This is a genomic window from Euzebyella saccharophila, from assembly GCF_014855495.1.
Lineage (GTDB): Bacteria > Bacteroidota > Bacteroidia > Flavobacteriales > Flavobacteriaceae > Euzebyella > Euzebyella saccharophila.
In genome coordinates, this window is the sequence record NZ_JACYFJ010000003.1 from 389,163 (window position 1) to 413,113 (window position 23,951).

The window sequence follows — 23,951 nt, forward strand, 5'->3', positions numbered from 1 at the left end:
CTGAACGACTTGTTTACAAACAAGATTGGAATGAAAGCACTTTGTTACTCAAAATATGGGCGGCCCAGAGACATTTTTACCATTAAGGATGTCCCAATACCCAAAATTGAATCCAACGAAATTCTGGTACAGGTTAAAGCAACTACCGTAAACCGCACCGATGAAGGCCTCGTTACCGCCCGTTATTATATTAGCCGATTCTTTACAGGTTTCACACAACCAAAAAAACAATCACCGGGAACCGACTTTGCGGGAGTGATTACTGAAATAGGCGAAAATGTAAAACATTTTAAAGTGGGTGACAGGGTCTTTGGATTTAACGATGAAATTTTAAGCTCCCATTCCCAATTTCTAGCTATAGAAGAGAACGATTCTTTACTTCACATGCCTATTAGTTTGGATTTTGTAACAGCCGCAGCTTGTTGCGAAGGAGCACACTACGCCTTGAACTGCATAAACAAAATGCAGTTAAAAAAAGGCCAAAAAGTTTTGGTCAATGGTGGAACTGGCGCTATTGGCAGTGCTGCCATTCAAATACTAAAAAGTAGGGGGCTTATCATAGTGGCGACCGCTGCGACTGAACATTTGCAGCTAGTAAAAAATTTAGGAGCAGAGACAGTGATAGACTACACCCAAGAAGACTTCACAGAATATCCCGACACATTTGATTTGGTGCTTGATGCAGTAGGTAAGAGTAGTTTTAGAAAGTGCAAAAAACTATTGGCTCCCAAAGGAGTCTACATTTCTACAGAGCTTGGAACAGGGGGCGCCAATATTTTTTTAGCCCTTTTCATGCCACTTCTTGGAAGAAAAAAAGTGATTTTTCCTATTCCATCAAATATTAAAGATAGTCTGTCTACAATGAAGGTTTTAGTTGAAAAAGAGCAGTTCCACCCTTTAATTGACAAAATCTATCCCTTTGAAAAAATTATTGATGCCTACGAATACGTCAGCTCAGGTCAAAAGGTCGGTAATGTAGTTATTCAAATGGAACACTAATTTATTTCAAATTTAATTTTAGGATAAAATCGTCGGCAGTCATAAAAAGACTTTTTTCATTGGAGCCAAAAGTGCAATTAGCCGTTTTTTCTCCTGTATAGATTCTTGCAACCGGCTTTTTACTATTAAAGACCCAAACCCCACCTGGACCCGTCGCAAATAGAAATCCTTTGCTGTGCATTTTCATACCATCGGGCAGTCCTTGTTGTCCTTCCTTATTAACCAAAGAAGTAGCATTAAAGAATATTCTTTTATTCTCCACCTGACCTACGTCCAAAACATCATATTCATACCAAACGGCATGCTCAGGGTTGGATACCGCAACATACAATGTATCTTCATCGGGTGAAAGAGCCACGCCATTAGGTCTGGTTAATTTATCCAAAAGGACCAATTCACCCGTAGCTTTAAAACAAAAAAGTCCTTGAAAATCCAATTCCTTGTTTGGGTCGTCCATTTTTTGGGGTAATCCATAAGGAGGATCGGTAAAATATAAATTTCCGCTCTTATCGAACACCCCATCATTAGGGCTATTAAACCGCTTACCATTATAGGAATTTGCTATTACCTCGTATTCGGCTTTTGGTGTTTTTAAGTCTGATTTCATTTTGGCCACTTGACGTTCCCCGTGCTGCATCAAGACCAGTTGGCCTTGGGGACTAAGCAACAATCCATTGGAACCGGGTTCATCACCATATTCAGAGGCCCCTAAAAATCCGGACGGTTTCAAATAGGTTTCCACCTTACCGTCTTCCTTTAATTTAAATACCGTGTTGTTAGGAATATCTGAAAAAAGCAACGCTTGTTCATCCTCCAAAAACAATGGTCCTTCGGTCCATTCAAATCCCTTTGCCATTATTTGTACCTTGGCCGTAGTATCGATTACCTCTAAAGCGGAGTTATCCAAAATTTCAATCCAGGCACCCTTTTTCACCTCTTGGCAATACAATGCATTTTGAATCATAAAACAGATACTCAACAAGCCGATTATTCTTTTCATTTTAATCAAATTTTATTTAGCCCCAATAATTAAAAACCTACACCATGACCTTTGACACTATATAAATAAGCGTTATGGCAGTACTACCCAGAACAAGCGTCCCCAAAGTTTGCACTTGATTTCCCTGTTTTACATCCATCCCCGTCAACTGCGTCAACACCCAAAAGAAACTATCATTGGCATGGGAGACCACCGTAGATCCTGCGCCAATGGCAAGTACGGTCATGGTTCTCATAAAACTTTCTTCCAGTCCTAAAGCGGGCATCATGGGCGCAACAATAGATGCCGTAGTAATCAAGGCTACTGTAGAGGAACCTTGGGTGGTTTTGAGACAGGCCGCTAATAAAAATGGGAAAAAGAGGCCAATGGACATGCCAGAGAAATTTTGGGTAATTACATCCGCAATACCGGAATTTTGCAACATAGAGCCGAAAATTCCTCCCGCACCGGTAATCAAGATAATGGGAGCGGCTATTCGCACTGCATCTCCCAACCATCCCGTAGCGGAATACACTTTTTCATCTAATTTTTCTGGTAACAATAAGGCTAGTGCAACCCCTATCAACAATGCAATGACCGGACTTCCCAAAAAGGCGATGACCGGGTACATAGCTAAATCCGTTAGTGCCAATTCCGGATAATCAAAAATGGATTTTACAACAATTAGCACAATAGGAATCACGATACAAAGAAGGGATAGCCTTAATTTTGGTTGATGTAGCGCATCTTTTGACGTCGCCATTACAATGGGCACTTGCACCTTAGCCGCAACCCTGATGGCAAAAAAGTAGCAAGAAACCAAGGAAAGCGAGCTTATGATCAGGCCCCAAAGAATAACACTGCCCAAATCTGCATTTAAGATACCGGCAGCGGCAATGGGGCCAGGTGTTGGTGGTACCATTACATGCGTAGCGGTCAAACCTAAAGCCATGGCCGCAGTAGTGCCAGCAAAGGATACTTTGGCCTTATCGGACAACGCTTTGTTCAATGAGTTCATGATGATAAAGGCACTATCTGCAAACACCGGAATAGACAACAAGTAACCGGTAAGCATCATGGCCAAATGAATGGATTTTTCTCCAATAAGCTTGATCATTCTACTAGCAATTACCATGGCACCTCCTGATTTCTCCAAGATAGTGCCTATAGCTACCCCAAAGAAAATAATCAGACCAATTTTCCCCATGATGCTGCCAAAACCATCATTTACCGATGCTATAATTTGGTCAATGCCCATTCCCGTAATAAAACCGTATGCTATAGCCGCAAGTAGCAAGACAAAAAAGGGATGTATTTTCCATTTGACAATCCCTACCACAATAAAGGTCAAGGCCAATAGAAGTGCAATTACATAAATCATAAAACTGGTTTCTTACTGTTTTTTCTACTTAAATGATATAATCAGGATATTACGGAACTACCATTCGGCAAAGCTTCCATCAGGACTTCGCCAAATGGGATTGTTCCAATCGTGACCTAATTTTTGGCCTTCCCGCAGCTTTTCTTCATTAATTTCAACACCCAAACCAGGTCCTTTAAGCAAATTGATACAGCCATCCGTTACCTCAAACACTTCAGGATTTTCCATATAATCCAATAAATCAAAACCTTGATTGTAATGAATGCCCAAACTACTTTCTTGAATGAATGCGTTAATGGAAGTAAAATCTACATGCAAACAGGAAGCTAGTGCGATAGGCCCCAGAGGACAATGTGGAGCCAATGCCACATCATATGCCTCTGCCATGGAGGCAATTCTTCTGACCTCGCTAATTCCGCCAGCATGGCTTAAATCGGGTTGAATTATATCTACAGTTCCCCTGTGAAGCAGCTCTTTAAAATCCCATCTGGAAAACATACGTTCACCGGTAGCGATTGGAATGGAGGTGTAGGGGTAAATATGGTTTAACGCCTCATTGTTTTCACTTAAAACGGGTTCCTCAATAAATAGGGGGTCATACGGAGCTAACTCATCAATCAAACGTTTGACCATGCCTTTATGGATTCTTCCATGAAAATCAAGACCTACATCCAATTGATTACCAAACTCTTCCCTTAGAAGTTTAATATTTTGAGCTACGGTTTTTACTTTTTCAATAGAATCTATCCAGGCAAAGGCTCCGGTAGCGTTCATCTTAACTGCCTTAAATCCCTGCTGCACTTTCTCCCTAGCTTGTTCAAGCACCACTTCTGGGTGATCACCGCCGATCCAGCAGTACATTTTCATTTTTTTGCGGACCGCCCCTCCCAAAAGTTCGTAAACAGGAACATTAAGGTATTTTCCTTTAATATCCCACAAGGCTTGATCAATTCCTGAAAGAGCACTCATTAAAATAGGACCGCCCCTATAGAATCCACCGGCATAAAGGGTTTGCCATATATCCTCTACATCGTTTGCGCACCGTCCAATGATAAATTTTAAAAGTTCGTGGACACAGGCTTCCACGGTTGCGGCCTTACCTTCAACTACTGGTTCGCCCCAACCTATAAGTCCATTTTTAGTAGTAATTTTTAGAAAAAGCCATCTTGGGGGAACTTTAAAAAGTTCCACTTTTTCAATTAGAAGGTCATTCATTATAGTTAGGTAGTTTCAAATATGTCAATTTAAAGTATTGACAAAAATTTAGTTGATTTCCCTAAAGTAATGAAAAAATTAAAGTCTAGAAATGCAAAACCGCTAAAGCAATGGGAAGCATGAAATAAATATATATTCTAACTAGACGGGCTCTCCATACAAATCAAAATCTGCCGCATCAAATATTTTGATTTCTGCAAACTCCCCTTGTTTTAGATAGTGCTGTGTAGCATCGATTAGCACCTCATTATCCACGTCTGGAGAATCAAATTCCGTTCGCCCCACAAAATAGTTACCTTCTTTCCTATCGATCATACATTTGAAAGTACGACCAATTTTTTCTTGGTTCAGTTCCCATGAAATCTGGGACTGAAGCTCCATGATTTCATTGGCACGTTCCTGCTTAACATCCTCTGGCACATCATCTACCAATGAAAAGGCATGGGTATTTTCTTCGTGACTATAGGTAAAACAACCCAATCTCTCAAAGCGCATTTGCCTAACCCATTCTTTTAATATCTGAAAATCTTCTTCTGTTTCCCCTGGATAACCTACTATTAAGGTAGTTCTAATGGTCATTCCGGGAACAGCTTGCCTGAAGTCCTGCAACAGTTTAGTTGTTTTGGCTTGGGTAGTACCTCTACGCATACTTTTAAGGATGGAATCCGAAATATGCTGAAGCGGTATATCAAGGTAATTGCAGATTTTTGGCTCCCTTTTCATTACCTCCAGTACATCCATAGGAAAGCCGGTTGGAAAAGCATAGTGCAAACGAATCCATTCAATACCCTCCACCTTGACCAAATTTTCCAAAAGTTCGGCCAAGTTCCGTTTTTTATAAAGGTCCAAACCATAATACGTAAGGTCCTGAGCAATTAAAATAAGTTCCTGTACTCCCTTAGAAGCCAATTTTTCAGCCTCCGTAACCAAATCTTCAATAGGTGTACTTTTATGTTTGCCACGCATTAATGGAATTGCGCAAAAAGAGCAAGGTCTATCACAACCTTCGGCAATTTTAAGGTAGGCGTAGTTTTTAGGAGTAGTAGTCAACCGCTCCCCAATGAGTTCATGTTTATAATCCGCACCTAGCGCTTTTAAAAGATTAGGTAGCTCACTTGTACCAAAGTACTGGTCTACGTTGGGAATTTCCTTCTGGAGGTCTGGTTTGTAACGTTCGCTCAAGCACCCTGTCACAAAAACCTTATCTACTTGCCCAGCTTCCTTTTTCTGAACATACTCCAAAATTGTGTTCACACTTTCTTCTTTCGCATTGGCAATAAACCCACAGGTATTTATGACCACAACATTACCATCTTCTTCATGAACCACCTCCTTTTGATTTGCCCGAAGCTGCCCCATGAGTACTTCTGAGTCATAGAGATTTTTGGAGCAACCCAAGGTTACCACGTTGATTCTGTTTTTCTTAAGAGTCTTTGTGCGCATTGAATTTTATTGGGATGCAAAAATACAACTTGAAGTCTGTTTGGTGATATAATTAAGACGATTTCTTACTTTTTTACGTTTTCTTCCTAGAAAGAAAACAATACCTATGAAATTACGATATTGGACTTTTATATTATGCTCAGCCCTATGGATCAGTTCCTGTTCTACTGATAAAGATGGAATGGAGACCGAACAACAAATAATTAGCGCTGAAGATGAGAGTGATAGCCCCGGCATTAACAACGGTGACCCAGCGGAAGAATCCCTTTATTTTCCTCCTGTTACTTCCAATGAATGGGAACAATATACCTTGGATGAACTAAACTGGAACCCAACTGAGGCAGATAATTTATCAGAATACCTACAAGAAAAGGGTACCGATGCCTTTTTGGTATTAAAGAACGGACGACTCGCCATTGAATGGTATTACGGTGATTTTTCACAAGAAACAAAACACACGTGGAACTCCGCCGGCAAAACACTTACCGCTTTAATGGTGGGCATAGCCCAAGAAGAAAGCAAGTTGTCCATTGAGGACCCCGTAACATCACATTTAAACGAAGGCTGGACCAATATGGAACTAGAAAAAGAAAGCGCCATAACCATTAGAAACCAGTTAACTATGACCACAGGTTTGGATTATAGGGAAGATATCTTTTGCTATGACCCAGAATGTTTAAATTTTCTGAACGACCCCAATGATTTTTGGTATTATCACAATGCCCCCTACACCTTGCTTGATCAAGTCATCAGCAATGCTACCGACACCGATTTTAAAGAATATTATAAAACTAAAATTGGTGATCCAATTGGCATGGAGGGCAACTGGGTAAAGGTAGGTTACAATAACCTCTTTTTTAGCAACGCACGTAGTATGGGCAGATTTGGTCTCCTAATTTTAAATAAAGGGGATTGGAACGATGTATCCGTTCTTTCCAATAAAGACTATTTTGATTCAATGACCAACATTTCTCAAGAAATGAACCCTAGTTATGGTTATTTATGGTGGTTAAACGGAAAAGAATCTTTTAGGGCCCCAGGTTCAGAAAATTTATTTGAAGGGTCCCTAATTCCTTCAGCCCCCATAGACCTCATTGCCGGGCTCGGAGCAAATGACCAAAAACTATATGTTGTACCTAGTGAAAATTTGGTAGTTGTTCGCTTAGGTGGGGACGCCAGCGAAAACAACCTTGGTCCTTCCAGTTTTGATGAAGGTATTTGGACCCGATTAAATGCAGTAATGAACCCCTAAATACTATCCGAAGAAAGAATCTACAAATTCGTATTTGTTGAAAACCTGAAGGTCTTCTATTCCTTCTCCTACGCCAATATATTTTACAGGTATCTGAAATTGGTCACTAATCCCTATGACCACACCCCCTTTGGCGGTGCCGTCCAATTTAGTGACGGCCAAAGAGGTAACCTCGGTGGCCTTGGTAAATTGTTTGGCCTGTTCAAAAGCATTTTGACCCGTAGAACCGTCCAAGACCAATAATACATCATGCGGGGTATCTTCCACAACTTTTTGCATTACCCTTTTTACTTTGGTAAGCTCGTTCATTAAATTCACCTTATTATGCAACCTTCCCGCCGTATCGATAATGACCACATCGGCATCTTGCTTTACCGCAGAGCTCAAAGTATCAAAAGCAACGGAAGCTGGATCACTCCCCATTTTTTGTTTGATGATAGGCACCTCTACCCTATCTGCCCAAACCTGTAATTGGTCAATGGCCGCAGCCCTAAAGGTATCTGCCGCCCCCAATACTACTTTTAATCCTTTTTGTTTGTATTGGTGTGCCAATTTTCCAATGGTAGTAGTCTTACCCACTCCATTTACTCCTACAACCATTATCACATAAGGCTTTTTATTCTGTGGAACGGTAAACTCCGTCTCTTCGCCAGAATGGGTTTCAGAAAGAAGGCCTGCAATTTCTTGTCTTAAAATGGTATTGAGCTCTTCCGTACCCATATATTTATCCTTGGCGACCCGAGCTTCAATTCTATCAATAATTTTTAGAGTCGTATTTACCCCCACATCCGAGGTGACCAATACCTCTTCCAGATTATCCAGAACATCATCATCTACCTTGGATTTTCCGGCAACGGCCTTACTTAACTTTGAAAAAAAGGAAGTTTTGGATTTTTCCAGACCTTTGTCCAAAGTCTCTTTTTTCTTAGAAGAGAAGATATTTTTAAATAAACTCATGATATACTAATTGATGGCTGTAAATATAAGAAAGTAAGCGCCAAGTTCATAAAGGGAAAAAGTGCTTAATTTTTAAATGTAATTCAAAAAAAAAGCCCCTTTCTTTCGAAAGAGGCTTCAAATATTTTTAAAAGCGATTATTTTTTGGACAACCACTCATTAACAAGTTCCGGAGCCATAACAGACTCTACGAATGTGTAAGCACCACTTTTTGGAGACTTAACCATTTTAATGGCCTTTGTCAATCTTTTTGAACTTGTCTGTAAACTTGCTACCGTCTTCTTTGCCATGGCTATTATTTTTTTATTCTACTTTTTGGTAGAAACTATCTTACTTAATTTCTTTATGAACCGTCATTCTTTTAAGAATGGGGTTGAATTTTTTAATCTCCATTCTTTCTGGAGTATTCTTCTTGTTTTTGGTAGTAATGTACCTTGAAGTACCTGGCTTACCAGATTCCTTATGCTCAGTACACTCTAAAATAACCTGAATTCTATTACCTTTTTTTGCCATCGTAGTCTAGCTTATTTTATAAGTCCTTGTGCCTTAGCCTCCTTCAAAACGGCAGAAACACCTCTTTTGTTGATAATCTTCAACGCTTTGGCAGATACCTTCAAAGTTACCCAACGGTCTTCTTCCGGAATATAAAAACGTTTCTTAGAAAGATTAACGTTAAACCTTCTTTTGGTCTTATTGATGGAAAAAGAAACATTGTTTCCAGACATCGCCCTCTTACCCGTAATTTCACAAACTTTTGACATTGCGCTGATTTTTCTTTAAACAGGCTGCAAATTTATATCATTTTTACGGGACAGACAAAAGAAAATTCTAGATTTTTAAAATTTCTTTTTGCAGCAGCTCCAGCGCCTTGTGTACGGTCTTTTGGACTATTCTTTCCCTATGGTTTCCCATGTTGAATTTCTCTACAATAATTTCGGTAGGAGTAGCAACAGCTATAAAAACCGTTCCAACCTCCGCATCTGAATCTCCCTTTGTAGGCCCTGCATTTCCTGTTGTGGCAATCGCAAAATGGGATTGCATTAAATGTTTCACACTTTCGGCCATTTGAACGGCCACCTCTGCACTTACCACGGAATGTTCGTTGATGGCATCTCTTTGAACTTTTAAAACATCAATTTTAACCTCCGTAGCATAGCTTACCACGGTTCCCTTATAATAGGCAGATGCTCCGGGAAGGGACGTTAATTGCTCTGCAATTTTTCCGCCCGTACAACTCTCCGCGGTGGCTAAAGTCATTTTTTTACTTGTAAGCAACTTGGCTATAACTTCCTCCAAAGTCTCCTCATCGTCTACACCATATAAGATATCCTTTACAAGATTGTGTAGTGCCCCTACTTCCTTTTCCATGGCCTTATGCAACTTCTCTCCATCCGTACCTATTGCGGAGAGACGTAATCTAACCTTTCCAAGACTTGGTAAATAGGCCAATTTTATAATAGGTGGCAGGTTGTCCTCAAAATCCTCCAACCTAGCGGCAATGGAACTTTCTCCCATACCATAGGTCACCAAAGTTCTATGAAGTATATAAGGTCTTTTAAACTCTGCTACCACCTTTGGAAGTACCTTTTCTGTTATGAGGTGTTTCATTTCAAAAGGAACACCCGGGAGGGAGACAAAAACTACCCCGTCCTGCTGCATCCACATGCCAGGGGCGGTACCATATGTATTCTGTAGTACTTGGGCCTTGGATGGAACCAAAGCCTGTTGCCTGTTTATATCCGATATGGGTGTATTGCTTATATGCTTTTTGAACAGCATTTCAACATTTTCCAGAACCTCATCATTCTGAACCAAGGTATCATCAAAAAACTCGCAAAACGTACGTTTCGTGATATCATCCTTGGTGGGCCCCAAACCGCCTGTTACTATAACAAGCTGTACGCGCGATTTTGCATCTGCAAAAGCTTGCAAAATATGCTCCCTTTCATCTTGTACAGATGTAATCTGATAGACGGAAACCCCTATCTTATTAAGTTCTTTTGAAATAAATGCCGAATTGGTATCAACAATTTGACCTATAAGAATCTCATCCCCAATTGTGATGATTTCCGCTAGCAGTGAATCCATTTAAAAATTATTTGGAAAATTTAGAACTATAGATCGAAGTCTTTCTTTAGTTCTTCTACTACTTGATGGATGTCTTTTTTTAGCATTGGAAACAAGGAACGTATTTCTTCCATACTGGCCTTGTCCTTACCCATGGTCTCCAATTGCAAGGCAGTGGCCCTGGTCTGTTCCATGCCCAAGAGATCCACGTTAGGCTTGATTTTATGGGACAGCTTATATACTCTATCATGGTTATGTTGCTCCAAGGCAGATTCAAGTTCCTCCAAATCATGAGGCACTTCTTCCAAAAAAACAGAGATAACGGAGTTGATAAAAGCTTCATCCCCTTCTGCCATCTCATTGATCTTATCTAGATTATAAATCATTATTTTACGTTTATTTGAAAGAGTTCTTGTCCTTCCAACCTACCCGAAAGATAGTCATTTGCTTCAATTCTTCCAACACCTGCCGGTGTTCCAGTGAATATTATATCACCCTTTTTGAGCATAAAAAACTTTGAAACATAGGCAACCAATTCATCTATCTTCCATAGCATGAGCTTGGTATTCCCTTTTTGTACCTCATTTTCATTTTTAAAAAGTGAAAAATTAAGATCGTTCAAATTCTCAAAATTTGATTTTGGCAACCATCTACCCACTACCGCAGACCCATCAAAACCTTTGGCCTTTTCCCAAGGCAGACCCTTTTCCTTTAATTTTTGCTGAAGATCCCTTGCTGTAAAATCTATTCCTAGTCCAATTTCATCATAATACTTATAGGCAAACTTTTCTTCTATATGTTTGCCCACCTTTTTGATTTTCACCAATACCTCTACTTCATAATGAATATTATTGGAGAATTCAGGTATGTAAAAATCCTGTTCATTGGGTAGAATGGCAGAATCCGGTTTTATAAAAACCACCGGTTCATCTGGCCGCTCATTATTCAGTTCATCTATGTGCTCCGTATAATTTCTACCAATACAAATGAGTTTCATAGACTAGACCAATTTATTATTTAACTGACTGAGCTTGATCTGTGTAAGTACTTTTTTGGTGTATAGCGGAAAATCTGCATTTAGAATCCAGCCAAAATAGCCAGGTTCCTTTTCTAATACATCAAGCACTTTTTTACCCTTGTGCTTGCCAAAGGCAAAGGTTTCGTTACCTTCCTTATCAAACCCTAAAAAACCAGCAAAATCTGCAAACTGCCTATGGGTAGAAAAATCCGCCAATTTTTTCACATTGTTCTCCAACTCGGGATATTTATCCAACTGCGCCAATAACACTTCATAGGTTGCCAAGGTATCTGCCTCCGCACTATGGGCATCGGTCAATTCTTTATCGCAATAAAATTTATAGGCCGCTCCCAAGGTTCTTTTTTCCATCTTGTGGAAAATTGTCTGCACATCTATGGAAACCATTTTTTTCATATCAAAATCGACCTCGGCACGTAACATTTCTTCGGCCAGCAATGGAATGTCAAACCTATCTGAATTAAAACCACCCAAATCGCAATCCTTGATCATGGCAAAAATCTCTTTGGACAATTCCTTAAAGGTTGGCTCATTGGCAACTTTTTCGTTGGATATACCATGAATGGCCACAACCTCTGCCGGAATTTCCACCTCCGGATTTACCAACCACGTCTTACTCTCCTTATTTCCGTTGGGATATACTTTTAGGATAGAAATCTCTACAATACGGTCTTTTGCCACATTGGTTCCCGTAGTCTCCAAATCAAAAAAACAGATAGGTCTCGTTAAGTTAAGGCTCATAACAGTTACAATTTGTTGCAAAGATAGGTTTTAACAACAACCACGGAAATGAAACTAAGCATAATCGACCAAGCAACAACTTACAATCTGGTATTGATGATGTTATTAAAAGCCGAACCAAACGTATAACTTAATCCCACACTGAACCCTAATTGATAGGCAGTTGCTATTTGTTTCTGTTGAAGCAAAACATCTTCAATGGAAGCATCTCCGGATGGCAAATTAATTTGATCCCTTATTATTTCGTACCTGCTAGCAAAGCGTACGGCCAACCCTTTTAAAAGCCGAACATTTAGGTTACTGTTAAATTGAAGCCTATTCTTTTCAAAATCATTCAAGAAAGACGAACCTACAATTCTTGCGTAAATATTGCCCCATTGCTGTCTATATCTAACCTGAAGATCCAACCTATGATTAAAAACCCCTTCTTCCAGCTTATTGAAAATAGTAGTTTCAATATAGTCGTTATGAAAGTATCCAATTTTGTAGGCGAAGACAATTTCCCTTCGTAACACTTCGCTATAAGGATAAATATTGTACTCAATAGCAGGTTGAAAATAATATCTAAAATCTAGATTGGTAAAAGTGTCATGTCTTAAACCTGAAAAGATTCCTGTAGACCAATGATCACTAATACTACGTACGATACTGCCATCCGCATAATACTGAAACCGCTCGCTCGTATAAATTTCCCCATCGGTTTCATATTCACTATCGGCTTTAAATAGCCCCAGATCTGTACGGATTCTCCAATTTTCCGTAACGTGGTCACTTTCAAACCCTAAGCGATATTTAAAATCTTTCCTACTGGTTTCCTTGCCTAAGTCTGCCGACCCAAAAACTTCAAAAATCCAATTGTTCCAAGGGTCCCTAAAATCAATTTCCTGCACTTCTGCAAACCCGCTTTGATTAACGGTGTAGGTGATATCTTCTGCCAACCCGGATTCCAACACATACTTTAACAAACCTGATTGTACCTTTTTAAGCAGTCCTTTCCGCACCTCATCCGAAGTCATATTGGCTGTAGTGTCATAAGAGAGCTTATCCGAAATATTTTGGTAATCTCCACTTCCTGTAAATTCCAGGTCATAGGTGCGGCCTCCACTACCGTTGGCAATATCAAATATAAATAAGGTAATATTTGCTTGGGCTTGATCGCGAACATGCCCCACATATTTTATTTCCTGTCTGAGGTAATTTTTGTCACAATTACAATTGATGAAGAGGCGCATAGGTGCCTTTTTATCCTCATCTTCCTGTGCGGAGGCAGAAAATTGGACTACAAAAAGAATACAAAACGTTAGGTAGCCAAGGATGCCCTTGATATTAAAAATTGGATTTTCTGGCATTATTTTGGTCGGTATGGACCAAAGTTAATGGCTGACGAACAAAATATTTGTTAGAAAATTGTTAATCGGGAATATCCAAAAAAAACCAGCATTTTGCCTATAATATGACAGACAAAAAGCTGATAATCAAAAACGAATTATGAAATCCTTTTTTTAACCAGTTTTTTCAGACATCCCTTTCAGTATCCCATCCTTCCAGATAGTCCGCCACCGCCTTTACGAACATGCTGCCCAAGGCTCCGTTCACCACACGATGGTCGTAACTATGTGATAAATACATCTTGCTTCTGATACCGATAAAATCACCTTCCTCCGTCTCAATTACAGAAGGTATTTTTCTAATAGCTCCCAGTGCAAGAATACCTACTTGAGGCTGGTTGATTATGGGAGTTCCAAAAACACTGCCAAAAGTTCCTACATTGGTTACGGTATAAGTGCCGTCTTTTACTTCGTCTGGCTTTAGTTTATTCTCCCTGGCCCTGTTCGCCAAATCATTCACCACTTTGGCCATCCCAACCATGTTGAGTTGGTCTGCGTTCTTAATTACAGGAACGATTAAATTTCCATCTGGCAAGGCAGCTGCCATACCCAAATTAATGTTTTTCTTCTTTATTACCGTATCCCCATCTACGGAGATATTCATCATGGGATATTTTTTCAAAGCCTTGGCTACAGCCTCCATAAAAATGGGCGTAAAGGTTAGCTTCTCCCCTTCCCTTTTCTCAAATTCATTCTTTACTTTATTGCGCCAATTGACCACATTGGTCACATCTACTTCAATAAAACTTTGGACATGGGCAGAAGTACTCACACTATCTACCATATGTTTGGCAATAAGCTTGCCCATGCGAGACATTTGAATGACCTCGCCATTTACATCTGCAGAAGTTGTTTCCGATGAAGTTGTTTCAGAAACGGGATTTTCCTTTACCGTTGTTGCAATGGGCTCTGGAGCCTTTATTTCTTCAACTGGTTTTACTGGTGGAGCTGGTTGGTGATGGCCATTTTCAACGTAGGCCAATATGTCGTTTTTGGTAACGCGACCTTCCTTTCCAGTACCCGCAATAGTATCCAATTGCGCTAAGGAAATACCCTCTTGACGGGCTATGTTCTTAACCAAAGGAGAATAAAAGCGCTCTGAACTTGTGGTATCCAAAGGCTTGGAAACCGGCTCTGAGACCGTTTTTTTGGCAACTTCTACCCTTTCGGCCACGGCAGCTACAGTTTCTGGCGCCGGGTTGGAGCTCTCTTGCTGCGTATCTGAAGTTTCTGAGGTGGTCGCTATATGTTGAGAATCAGTTTCGATAATGGCTACTGTTTGTCCAACCTTGATGACATCATCTACCTCAAACAATTTTTCAACCAAGACCCCTTCCACCTCACTAGGCACCTCAGAATCAACCTTATCCGTAGCAATTTCAAAAATTGGCTCATCTAACTCAATAGTTTCCCCAATTTCCTTTAACCATGTGGTCAATGTTGCCTCTGCAACACTTTCACCCATCCTCGGCAACTTCAATTCAAACTTTGACATATTCCCAAATAAATCTTAGAAATTCTAAATTTCAGTACAAAAATACCAAAAAATACTCCCGTTGATCAAAAAGACTGTATCTAGTTGGCCTTAAGTGAGTTTTCAAAAGGTATTCTATTAACTATACTTCTACCCAACGTTACCTCATCTGCATATTCCAGTTCATCACCCACAGAAATACCTCTTGCAATGGTGGATGTATTTACGTCCAAGCCCTCCAATTGTTTGTAGATATAAAAATTGGTAGTGTCTCCCTCCATGGTGGAACTCAAGGCGAAAATAAGCTCCTTAATTTCTCCTTTTTTGACCTTTTCCACTAATGGACCAATGGTCAAATCTTGCGGCCCCACACCTTCCATTGGTGAAATTTTACCACCTAGAACATGATACAATCCCTTGTACTGGCTGGTATTTTCAATGGCCATTACATCTCTAATATCCTCCACTACACAGACCAAACTTCTATCCCTTCTGGGACTCGCGCAAATTTCGCAAACCTCTACGTCGGATATATTATGGCAATTAGTACAAAACTTAATATCATTTCTTAAATGGTCCAATGCCAGAGTCAACTTTTGTGTCTGCTCCGTGGGCCTTTTTAAAAGATGTAATACCAGCCTAAGTGCAGTTCTTTTACCAATGCCCGGCAACTGAGACATTTCATAAACGGCGTTCTCAAGTAATTTTGATGAAAATTCCATGTAGCAAATTTACCCAACAAAATTACAATTTTATATAGGCAAATGATAGCGGATATCATTTGACTTGAATGAATTCAACTTTTCGTAATTTGGCCCAAATTTATTTTCATGACCGCCATCCACATTCTCATCCTAATTGGAATCTATTTTCTTATGCTTTTGGCCATTTCCTATTTTACGGGTAAAAATGATTCCAATAATGATTTTTTTAAGGCGGGAAAATCGTCTCCTTGGTATTTAGTCGCCTTTGGTATGGTGGGGGCATCGCTATCCGGAGTAACCTTTATATCTGTACCTGGCTGGGTTGAAAGCTCACAGTTTAGCTACATGCAGGTAGTCCTGGGGTATTTGGCAGGCTATTTAGTCATTGCTTATGTTCTTCTCCCTATTTATTACAGTCTTAATGTCACTTCTATTTACGAATATCTGGAGAAACGTTTTGGAAAGGTTAGCTATAAGGTAGGTGCGGTCTCCTTCTTTATTTCTAGGGTTTTAGGAGCTGCGTTCCGGTTGTTTTTAGTTGCCATTGTTTTACAACAATTTGTGTTTGACGATTTAGGGGTTCGGTTTGAGGTAACCGTGGTACTCTCTATTCTCTTGATATGGATATATACTTTTAAAGGCGGAATCAAGACCATTGTCTGGACAGATACCCTGCAGACCACCTTTATGATATTAAGTGTTCTGTTATCCATTTATTTTATCAATGACAGGTTGGATTGGAGTATTTCGGAATTTCTAGTTTCCGAAGAACTCAAGGAGTACAACAAAATGGTTTTTGTTGACGATTTTTTTGGAAAAAACCACTTCATAAAATCGTTTTTAGGGGGTATGTTCATCACTATTTGCATGACAGGTCTGGACCAAGATATGATGCAAAAAAACCTTACCTGTCGCTCCCTAAAGGATGCCCAAAAAAATATGGTTTCCTTGAGCGTGGTGTTGGTAGTTGTGAATTTCGTATTCTTGCTTTTGGGAGCACTGCTGTTCATTTATGCCGATAGATTTGATATTGCAACTCCTTTAATGAACGGGCAAGCCAAGTCTGATCTATTATTCCCTGAAATTGCACTCAAAAGTGACTTGGGTATTGTGGTAGCCGTAACCTTTATGTTGGGTTTAATTGCTGCAGCCTATAGTAGCGCAGATAGCGCCTTGACTTCTTTAACCACCTCTTTTTGTGTGGATTTTTTGGGAATTGAAAAACGCCCTGAAAACCAGCAGAAAAAGATTAGAAAAACTACGCATGTAGGTATGAGTCTACTTTTAGTGGTAGTGGTCATAATTTTCAAACATGTTTTGGACACCAACGTAATTGATGGCCTATTACAGGTTGCCACCTTTACATACGGGCCTTTACTAGGTCTTTTTACCTTTGGGATTCTAACAAAATATCAATTAAAGGATAAATATGTATGGATAGTTGCTATTGTAGTGGTAGCTCTTATTTATCTCATTTCCAAACTGCCCGCGGAAGCACTGGGCGGTTACCAAATTGGTTATGAGCTTTTACCCATTAACGGTCTACTTACCTTTTTGGGCTTATGGCTGATTAAAGACAAAAAAGGTATTTCATCGGACGTGACTCTATAAATGTATTTTGTACAAATGTTAAACTTTGATGCGAAAAATCCCACTTGTTTTTCCTTCAAAATCCATTGTTTAATATTGACCGGTTGCAAGTAAAACCAATGTGCAGGCAACCTCTACTTCAATGCCGTTTTCCTGTAAAACAGGATAAAAATCGGGATTTTCCGTACCGGGATTAAAGATGACCCTATGTGGATTTAGCTGTAGGATTTTGTCGATATATTCAGGCTGACGCTTTGGACCGATGTACAAAGTAATGGTGTGAATGTTTTGAAAATCCTTAAAATTGGTCTTTATTTGTATATGTCTGATATCCCCCTCTTTTAAACCGAATGCTACAGTATCAATGTTATGGTCAACTAAGCGATTAACCGCAAGATTACTATAACGATTTTGTTTGAGCGAGGCTCCGAGAACTAGTGTTTTTTTCATGATGGGAGAGGAATGTTAAATTAATACAAAAGCTGTAACGTTTGTAAATCCAAACCGTCTATTCTCAACGTTCAGCATTTTATCTTTATAAAAAAATCATTGATAAAGCTATAATTTATAGTTAATGGTTAGTGTTTAGTATAGTGGAGTCAATGATAGAAACCCCGATGGAAACATCGGGGTTTTGTTATTTAAGCAACTAAGTAATCTACCACTTTATAATGGCGCTTCCCCAAGTAAAGCCACTGCCAAAAGCAGCCAACACCACTACATCACCTTCCTTTACCTTTCCTTGTTCCCAAGCTTCTGTTAGGGCTATGGGAATGGAAGCCGCGGTGGTATTACCGTATTTCATAATATTATTGAAGACATTGGCATCTGACAGTCCAAATTTATTTTGAATGAACTGAGATATTCTAAGATTGGCCTGGTGTGGTACCAATAAGTCAATATCCGTTGGTTGAAGATTGTTTTTGGCCAATCCTTCCATAATTACCTCACTAAAGCGAACAACGGCATTTTTAAATACAAACTGGCCATTCATGTATGGGTAATAAGATTCATCTTCAGGGTCATTTTCCTCTATAATATCCGTAACCCACCTTTTTCCCATACCGGGGGCAATTAACGACAGCTCTTCTGCATGTTGCCCCTCAGAATGTAAATGGGTGGATAAAATTCCTTTTGAGGTATCCTCCTCTCTACTCAGTATGGCCGCTCCGGCACCATCTCCAAATATAACGGAGACCGCCCTGCCCCTAGTGGTCATATCCAACCCTCTAGAATGAAGCTCGGAACCAATAACCAGAATGTTTTTGTACATTCCGCTCTTTATATATTGGTCTGCAACAGAAATGGCATAAATAAAACCGGAACATTGGTTTCTAACATCTAAGGCACCTACTGTTTTAATTCCCAAATCTCTTTGTACCAAAACACCGGGACCGGGAAAATAATAATCTGGACTTAGTGTTGCAAAGACAATAAAGTCTATATCATCCTTGTCTAAACCTGCTCTTTCAATGGCAATTTTAGCAGCTTTGACACCCATACTGGTCGTCGTATCCTGTTCCTTGGCCACATGCCTCCTTTCCTTAATGCCCGTACGTTCTTGAATCCACGCATCATTAGTATCCATAACCTTGGACAAATCATCGTTGGTCACTACATTATCAGGTACATAATAACCAAGGCCCGTAATTTTTGAATTGTACATAGTGTAAGTTTCTGTTGAAATTATAAAAGGCCAATATCTAATTGTATGTATAGCTCAATTAGAATTCCTTTCAAGCAAAAATAAGAGGTTATTTAGGAATAACTGTCCTTGCTACCAAACAAGATAGTGAATTTGAGATTGGGTACATTCTAATTAGCAGTCTTTTTTTGAGGCTATTATCTTAAATTAAAAACGTGCCTCCTTGCGAAGACACGTTTCCAAACAACCTAACCAATAAATAATCAGCATGTGGTAATAGACTATCCTTTTTCATAGCAAATTTCCCTTTACCACACATCAAATATACAATTTGTTTAATTAATATTAAAATAAGTTAAACAAAAAGTATTGTTAAAAAACCTGTCACCTACAGCCGTTGCAAAATGTCAGTTTGTCACTTTTATACGATTGGTATTTTTTTTGAACCCAAGAGTCGAGAGAAATTTATTCCCTTTTTTGGGAAACCTATTTAAAACAAGTTCAAAAAAATATAATTATGGCAACAGGTAAAATCAATGTCTCGGTAGACAACATTTTTCCATTGATCAAAAAGTTTTTATACAGTGATCATGAAATTTTTCTAAGGGAGCTTATTTCAAACGCGACGGATGCCACCTTAAAATTGAAACATTTAACCTCTATAGGCGAGGCTAAAGTAGAATATGGTCAACCCATCATTGAAGTTAAGGTAGATAAGGAAGGAAAGAAAATCCACATTATCGACCAAGGAATAGGTATGACCAAAGAGGAAGTGGAGAAGTACATTAATGAGGTTGCTTTTTCCGGGGCCGAAGAATTTTTGAACAAGTATGAGGATGGAGCCAAAGATGCAGGTATTATTGGCCACTTTGGTCTTGGTTTTTATTCGGCTTTTATGGTGGCCCACAAAGTTGAAATCTTGACCAAAAGCTTTAAGGAAGGGACTGAAGCCGTTCATTGGTCTTGTGATGGCTCTCCTGAATTTAATCTAGAAACGGCAGAAAAGGAGGAGCGTGGTACGGAGATTATTCTTCACGTAGCGGAAGATTCCACCGAGTTTTTAGAAGATAATAAGATAAGTGAACTTTTACGTAAGTACAACAAGTTCATGCCCATTCCTATAAAATTTGGCACCAAAACCGAAACGCTACCAAAGCCAGAAGATGCCAAAGAAGACGATCCAGCTCCTACCAAAGAAGTAGATAATATAATCAATAATCCGAATCCAGCTTGGACCAAGCAGCCTACGGATCTAGAGGAAAAGGATTATAAGGAATTTTACAGGGAGTTATACCCCATGCAGTTTGAGGAGCCATTGTTCCACATTCATTTGAATGTAGACTACCCCTTCAATCTCACAGGTATCCTTTATTTTCCAAAGCTTACCAATGACCTAAATATCCAAAAGGATAAAATTCAGTTATACCAGAACCAGGTATTTGTCACGGACAACGTAGAAGGTATTGTACCTGAATTCTTGACCATGTTACGTGGGGTCATAGATTCTCCGGATATCCCTCTAAACGTATCGCGTTCCTATCTACAGGCCGATGGTGCTGTTAAAAAGATTTCCTCCTACATCACGAGAAAGGTGGCCGATAAACTAAATAGCCTCTTTAAGAACAATCGTGAGGATTTTGAACAAAAATGGAACGATATTAAAATCGTTATCGAATACGGAATGCTTTCCGAAGAAAAATTCTTTGACAAGGCAGATAAGTTTGCGCTATACCCAACTGTAGATGGTAAATTTTTCACCTTTGAAGAGTTACAGGAAAAAATCAAGGGGAACCAAACGGACAAGGATGATAAGACCGTTATTCTCTATGCATCCGATCAACAGGCACAACACAGTTATATTGAATCTGCTAAGGCAAAAGGATATGAAGTGCTACTATTGGATTCCCCCATCATCAGCCATTTAATGCAGAAGTTGGAAACCAGTAAGGAGAATATATCTTTCGCCAGGGTTGATGCCGATCATATTGATAATCTTATCAAAAAAGAGGACACCCAGATTTCCAAATTATCCGATGAGGAAAAAGAAACCCTTAAGACCAATTTGGAAGAAGTTATAGACGATAAAAGCTACACCATACAACTAGAAGCTATGGATAGTAGTGCATCACCTTTTATTATCACGGAGCCAGAGTTCATGCGAAGAATGAAAGAAATGCAGCAAACTGGTGGTGGCGGAATGTTCGGGATGGGCAATATGCCAGATATGTACAACATTATCGTAAACACCAATCATGAATTGGTAGGTGAAATTTTAAGTACAAAGACCTCTAAAAAAAGAGAGCGACTGATTAATCAGTCTATCGATTTGGCAAAACTTTCCAAAGGTTTGCTTAAAGGTGAGGAGCTTACCAATTTTATAAAAAGAAGCTACGAGATGGTGAAATAGTTTCATCCTCTATTGAAATTAAAAAGCTCCAGTTTTCACTGGAGCTTTTTATTTATTAAGTTTCTTTACTTGCTACCAATAAATTGGACCGGTACCCAAATATTTATCTGCAATGGGCTTGTAATAATCTATGACATCATCCAGGTCATAAATTTTTTGAGATTTGGTGTATAGGTCATACTTGTTAAAATCCTTTATTATCTGAAGGTATTCCCCATCTTTCTCGTTAAGAAGTTCCTTATAACTACCTCCCGTATGCCAGGGATAGAAGGAATGGTAACGAATCATTACCATGGCTTCAGCCGGTAATTTATTATCCTTATGATTTGCTAAAACACGATAAAGGTACTCATCATGTCCCCAGGCTAGATTGAGATTATCCAAACCACACCCTTCTTCATAAATTCCGGTAGTGGTATTGTATTCCGGATTGTCCATATCTGGGTTTAACTTATTGAATTCTGGGTACACACAAGTGTCCGGCAATTTACAACCTACTACGAAAACATCTCCCACAGTTCCCCATTGCTCATCTTGACTTGTACCGTCTTCATCACTTCCCCACATGAACATTACCTTGCCTAAATCATGGATAAGCCCCGTCAATTGCATCCAATCAGGTCTGTTATCTTCCCTAATAGCTTCTGCGCTCTGTATTAAATGCTGAACATTTGGCAAATCCAAATCGGGATCACTAACATCAATAAGCTTGTTTAAATGCGCCATTGCTTCAAAAAGAGGCATAGGCTTATCAAATGTGAGGTATTTTTTATGCATTCTTTGAACGTAATCCACGGTTTGTTTGGAACGCATTTTACGATAATGTTCCTTAACTGCGGCTTTTACATCCACGGCCTCGTAATTTCTAAACGTTTTTTCCATTTAAGTAGTTGTAAGTCTATAAAGAGTTTAGTTTATTCGATATAAGTGTTTTTAAGACACATTTCCCAGTACAATGTACAAAATTATTGCAAAAAGTACGAGTATGGCGCTAAAGTGCTTTGCATACTTCCATGGTTTTAAATCCAAAACCCCGGCATCTTTCATTACAAATCGCTCCTCTTTTTTCATTAAGGCAGATGCAATATGCATCACCAAAATATTAAGGACAAATTCTATGGCCCAAATATGTATAAAGTGTAATTGAACTTGAATGATATAGTCCATCACCACATAAAAAACCAATCCAAAGAGCAGTCCAACCTTGGCTCCTCCCGCCGAAACCCGTGGAAAAAGGAATCCGGCCAGAATTACACTGGCTATAGGAATGAAGAAGATACCATTTAGTTGTTGTAATAATTGATAAAGTCCTTCTGGGGCATTCGCCACAAAAGGCGCAATGCCAATGGCAAAAACTGCCAACAAAGCGGAAGTCCACTTTCCAATGGCTACCAGTCTTTTATCACTGGTATTTTTATTGATGTATCGTTTGTAAATACCCAAACTAAATAGGGTGGCCGCACTATTGAGAGCACTATTGAATGTACTTAAGATAGCTCCCATCATTACGGCGACAAAAAAACCGGTAAGCCAGAGCGGCAATACCTTTTTTACCAACAATGGATAAACACTATCTGGATTGTCATATAAGCTTTCCCCAAAATAATAATAACCAATAAGTCCGGGAAGAACAACCACCAACGGTACCAATATCTTCAATAGGCCCGTAAACAGTAAGCCTTTTTGAGCTTCTTTCAAGTTTACCGCCCCCAAAACTCTCTGAATAATGGATTGGTGCATACACCAAAAATAAACTTGGTTGAGCATAAAGCCCGTAAACAAAACCTCAAAAGGTAAAATAGCGGTACGCGCTCCTTCCCCTACCCCTGGTTCGTCGCTTACCACATTGAACTTTTCCGGCGCATTATTAAATACCGCTCCAAAACCTTCAAAAAGGTTTCCTTCCCCAATACTTAGAAGTGCCAAAATAGGAACCAATAGCCCCGCTACCAATAGTCCAAAACCATTTATTGTATCTGTGTAGGCAACCATTTTTAGGCCACCAAAAATGGCATAAATAGCACCTATAATACCTACAATCAGGATAGTTATCCAAATACCTTGTTGTTGACTTACGTTCAGCAAATCTGATATTTCAAAAATAGCTTCTATGTTCAATGCCCCCGTATAAAGTACAATGGGCAGTAACGTTGCTACAAAGGAAAAAATGAGCAGAGCGGCAATTAAGGTTCGGGTCAAGCCATCAAATCTATTTTCCAAGAATTGAGGAATGGTAGTCAGTCCCATTTTCAAATAACGTGGGGCAAAATACAACGCAGCAATTACTAAGGCTACCGCCGATGTTACTTCCCAAGCTATGATGATGGCCCCATTTCTATAGGCCGATCCATTGAGCCCCACTAAATGCTCTGTAGAAATATTGGTAAGTAACAGGGAACCCGCTATAACAATTCCCGTAAGGGAACGTCCTCCCAAGAAATAGCCATCCTGGGTATCAAGTTTGTCTTTCCTAAGCTGCCAAGTTGCGTAAAACGCAACAAATCCGGTAAATAATAAAAAGGTTAATAAGGCCATGGCGATAAATGTAGATAATTTTTTCAAACCGTTATATCCTTCCCCTCATGACAAAAAAACATTTGGAAAGAGGAACCATAAGACCCAAACGCACATCTTCCTGACAATTAATTAGTTACAAAATCATGTGAGAAATGT

At 39.4% G+C, this 23,951-nt stretch carries 23 protein-coding genes; 4 read left to right on the plus strand and 19 right to left on the minus strand.

The window, feature by feature from the left end; genetic code table 11:
• Window positions 1-30: 30 nt before the first annotated feature.
• On the plus strand, window positions 31-999 hold the full coding sequence (locus IL355_RS12400; protein WP_192462433.1) for an NAD(P)-dependent alcohol dehydrogenase: 969 nt from the start codon (window positions 31-33) through the stop codon (window positions 997-999).
• A 1-nt stretch (window position 1,000) separates the two neighbouring features.
• Here the strand turns inward: IL355_RS12400 and IL355_RS12405 are convergent, their stop codons facing one another.
• The 4 genes from IL355_RS12405 to rimO all read right to left on the minus strand — a co-directional run bounded on the left by IL355_RS12405 (window position 1,001) and on the right by rimO (window position 6,017).
• On the minus strand, window positions 1,001-1,999 hold the full coding sequence (locus IL355_RS12405) for an SMP-30/gluconolactonase/LRE family protein (protein ID WP_192462434.1): 999 nt from the start codon (window positions 1,997-1,999) through the stop codon (window positions 1,001-1,003).
• A gap of 37 nt (window positions 2,000-2,036) precedes the next feature.
• Window positions 2,037-3,359, minus strand: a complete 1,323-nt coding sequence (locus IL355_RS12410) for a GntP family permease (RefSeq protein ID WP_192462435.1) — start codon at window positions 3,357-3,359, stop codon at window positions 2,037-2,039.
• 57 nt (window positions 3,360-3,416) lie between these two features.
• Window positions 3,417-4,574: a galactonate dehydratase gene (dgoD, locus tag IL355_RS12415; RefSeq protein ID WP_192462436.1), complete on the minus strand. Its 1,158-nt coding sequence runs from the start codon at window positions 4,572-4,574 to the stop codon at window positions 3,417-3,419.
• 141 nt (window positions 4,575-4,715) lie between these two features.
• Complete coding sequence (gene rimO / locus IL355_RS12420; protein WP_192462437.1) at window positions 4,716-6,017, minus strand: 30S ribosomal protein S12 methylthiotransferase RimO; 1,302 nt, start codon at window positions 6,015-6,017, stop codon at window positions 4,716-4,718.
• Window positions 6,018-6,123: 106 nt separating this feature from the next.
• Here rimO and IL355_RS12425 point away from each other — a divergent pair, with 106 nt between their 5' ends.
• On the plus strand, window positions 6,124-7,269 hold the full coding sequence (locus IL355_RS12425) for a serine hydrolase domain-containing protein (RefSeq protein WP_192462438.1): 1,146 nt from the start codon (window positions 6,124-6,126) through the stop codon (window positions 7,267-7,269).
• Between the two features lie 3 nt (window positions 7,270-7,272).
• Here IL355_RS12425 and ftsY read toward each other — a convergent pair whose 3' ends face one another.
• The 11 genes from ftsY to recR form a co-directional block, all read right to left on the minus strand.
• Window positions 7,273-8,226: a signal recognition particle-docking protein FtsY gene (ftsY, locus tag IL355_RS12430; protein WP_192462439.1), complete on the minus strand. Its 954-nt coding sequence runs from the start codon at window positions 8,224-8,226 to the stop codon at window positions 7,273-7,275.
• A 137-nt stretch (window positions 8,227-8,363) separates the two neighbouring features.
• Window positions 8,364-8,516, minus strand: coding sequence for a DUF4295 domain-containing protein (locus IL355_RS12435; RefSeq protein WP_187459329.1), 153 nt, complete (start codon window positions 8,514-8,516; stop codon window positions 8,364-8,366).
• A 40-nt stretch (window positions 8,517-8,556) separates the two neighbouring features.
• Complete coding sequence (gene rpmG, locus IL355_RS12440; RefSeq protein WP_187459328.1) at window positions 8,557-8,739, minus strand: 50S ribosomal protein L33; 183 nt, start codon at window positions 8,737-8,739, stop codon at window positions 8,557-8,559.
• 11 nt (window positions 8,740-8,750) lie between these two features.
• Window positions 8,751-8,987 (minus strand): 50S ribosomal protein L28, encoded by a 237-nt coding sequence (gene rpmB, locus IL355_RS12445; RefSeq protein WP_187459327.1) that lies wholly within the window; start codon window positions 8,985-8,987, stop codon window positions 8,751-8,753.
• Between the two features lie 67 nt (window positions 8,988-9,054).
• Entirely contained in the window at window positions 9,055-10,305 is a 1,251-nt protein-coding gene (locus IL355_RS12450) for a competence/damage-inducible protein A (RefSeq protein WP_192462490.1), read from the minus strand.
• Window positions 10,306-10,340: 35 nt separating this feature from the next.
• Window positions 10,341-10,679, minus strand: coding sequence for an Hpt domain-containing protein (locus tag IL355_RS12455; protein WP_192462440.1), 339 nt, complete (start codon window positions 10,677-10,679; stop codon window positions 10,341-10,343).
• Window positions 10,679-11,290 carry a fumarylacetoacetate hydrolase family protein gene (locus IL355_RS12460; protein ID WP_192462441.1) on the minus strand — a complete coding sequence of 204 codons (612 nt, stop codon included), beginning with the start codon at window positions 11,288-11,290 and terminating at the stop codon, window positions 10,679-10,681. Before IL355_RS12460 ends, IL355_RS12455 begins: the two co-directional genes overlap by 1 nt.
• Window positions 11,291-11,293: 3 nt before the next feature.
• Window positions 11,294-12,070, minus strand: coding sequence for a 3'-5' exonuclease (locus IL355_RS12465; protein ID WP_192462442.1), 777 nt, complete (start codon window positions 12,068-12,070; stop codon window positions 11,294-11,296).
• A gap of 80 nt (window positions 12,071-12,150) precedes the next feature.
• Window positions 12,151-13,419: a DUF481 domain-containing protein gene (locus IL355_RS12470; protein WP_192462443.1), complete on the minus strand. Its 1,269-nt coding sequence runs from the start codon at window positions 13,417-13,419 to the stop codon at window positions 12,151-12,153.
• A 166-nt stretch (window positions 13,420-13,585) separates the two neighbouring features.
• On the minus strand, window positions 13,586-14,953 hold the full coding sequence (locus tag IL355_RS12475) for a dihydrolipoamide acetyltransferase family protein (RefSeq protein ID WP_192462444.1): 1,368 nt from the start codon (window positions 14,951-14,953) through the stop codon (window positions 13,586-13,588).
• An 80-nt stretch (window positions 14,954-15,033) separates the two neighbouring features.
• Complete coding sequence (gene recR, locus IL355_RS12480) at window positions 15,034-15,654, minus strand: recombination mediator RecR (RefSeq protein ID WP_192462445.1); 621 nt, start codon at window positions 15,652-15,654, stop codon at window positions 15,034-15,036.
• 108 nt (window positions 15,655-15,762) lie between these two features.
• Between recR and IL355_RS12485 the strand changes: the two genes are divergently transcribed.
• Complete coding sequence (locus tag IL355_RS12485) at window positions 15,763-17,247, plus strand: sodium:solute symporter (RefSeq protein WP_192462446.1); 1,485 nt, start codon at window positions 15,763-15,765, stop codon at window positions 17,245-17,247.
• Window positions 17,248-17,316: 69 nt separating this feature from the next.
• Here the strand turns inward: IL355_RS12485 and IL355_RS12490 are convergent, their stop codons facing one another.
• Both IL355_RS12490 and IL355_RS12495 read right to left on the minus strand, forming a co-directional pair.
• Window positions 17,317-17,676, minus strand: a complete 360-nt coding sequence (locus IL355_RS12490; protein ID WP_192462447.1) for a CoA-binding protein — start codon at window positions 17,674-17,676, stop codon at window positions 17,317-17,319.
• 208 nt (window positions 17,677-17,884) lie between these two features.
• Entirely contained in the window at window positions 17,885-18,892 is a 1,008-nt protein-coding gene (locus tag IL355_RS12495; protein ID WP_192462448.1) for a 3-oxoacyl-ACP synthase III family protein, read from the minus strand.
• Between the two features lie 496 nt (window positions 18,893-19,388).
• Here IL355_RS12495 and htpG point away from each other — a divergent pair, with 496 nt between their 5' ends.
• The gene (gene htpG / locus IL355_RS12500) at window positions 19,389-21,278 is read left to right on the plus strand and encodes a molecular chaperone HtpG (RefSeq protein ID WP_192462449.1); all 1,890 of its coding nucleotides are present in this window, start codon (window positions 19,389-19,391) and stop codon (window positions 21,276-21,278) included.
• A 72-nt stretch (window positions 21,279-21,350) separates the two neighbouring features.
• Here htpG and IL355_RS12505 read toward each other — a convergent pair whose 3' ends face one another.
• Together IL355_RS12505 and IL355_RS12510 are read right to left on the minus strand one after the other, a co-directional pair.
• Window positions 21,351-22,160 (minus strand): inositol oxygenase family protein, encoded by an 810-nt coding sequence (locus IL355_RS12505; RefSeq protein ID WP_192462450.1) that lies wholly within the window; start codon window positions 22,158-22,160, stop codon window positions 21,351-21,353.
• A 51-nt stretch (window positions 22,161-22,211) separates the two neighbouring features.
• On the minus strand, window positions 22,212-23,813 hold the full coding sequence (locus IL355_RS12510) for a solute:sodium symporter family transporter (protein WP_192462451.1): 1,602 nt from the start codon (window positions 23,811-23,813) through the stop codon (window positions 22,212-22,214).
• Between the last annotated feature and the right edge of the window lie 138 nt (window positions 23,814-23,951).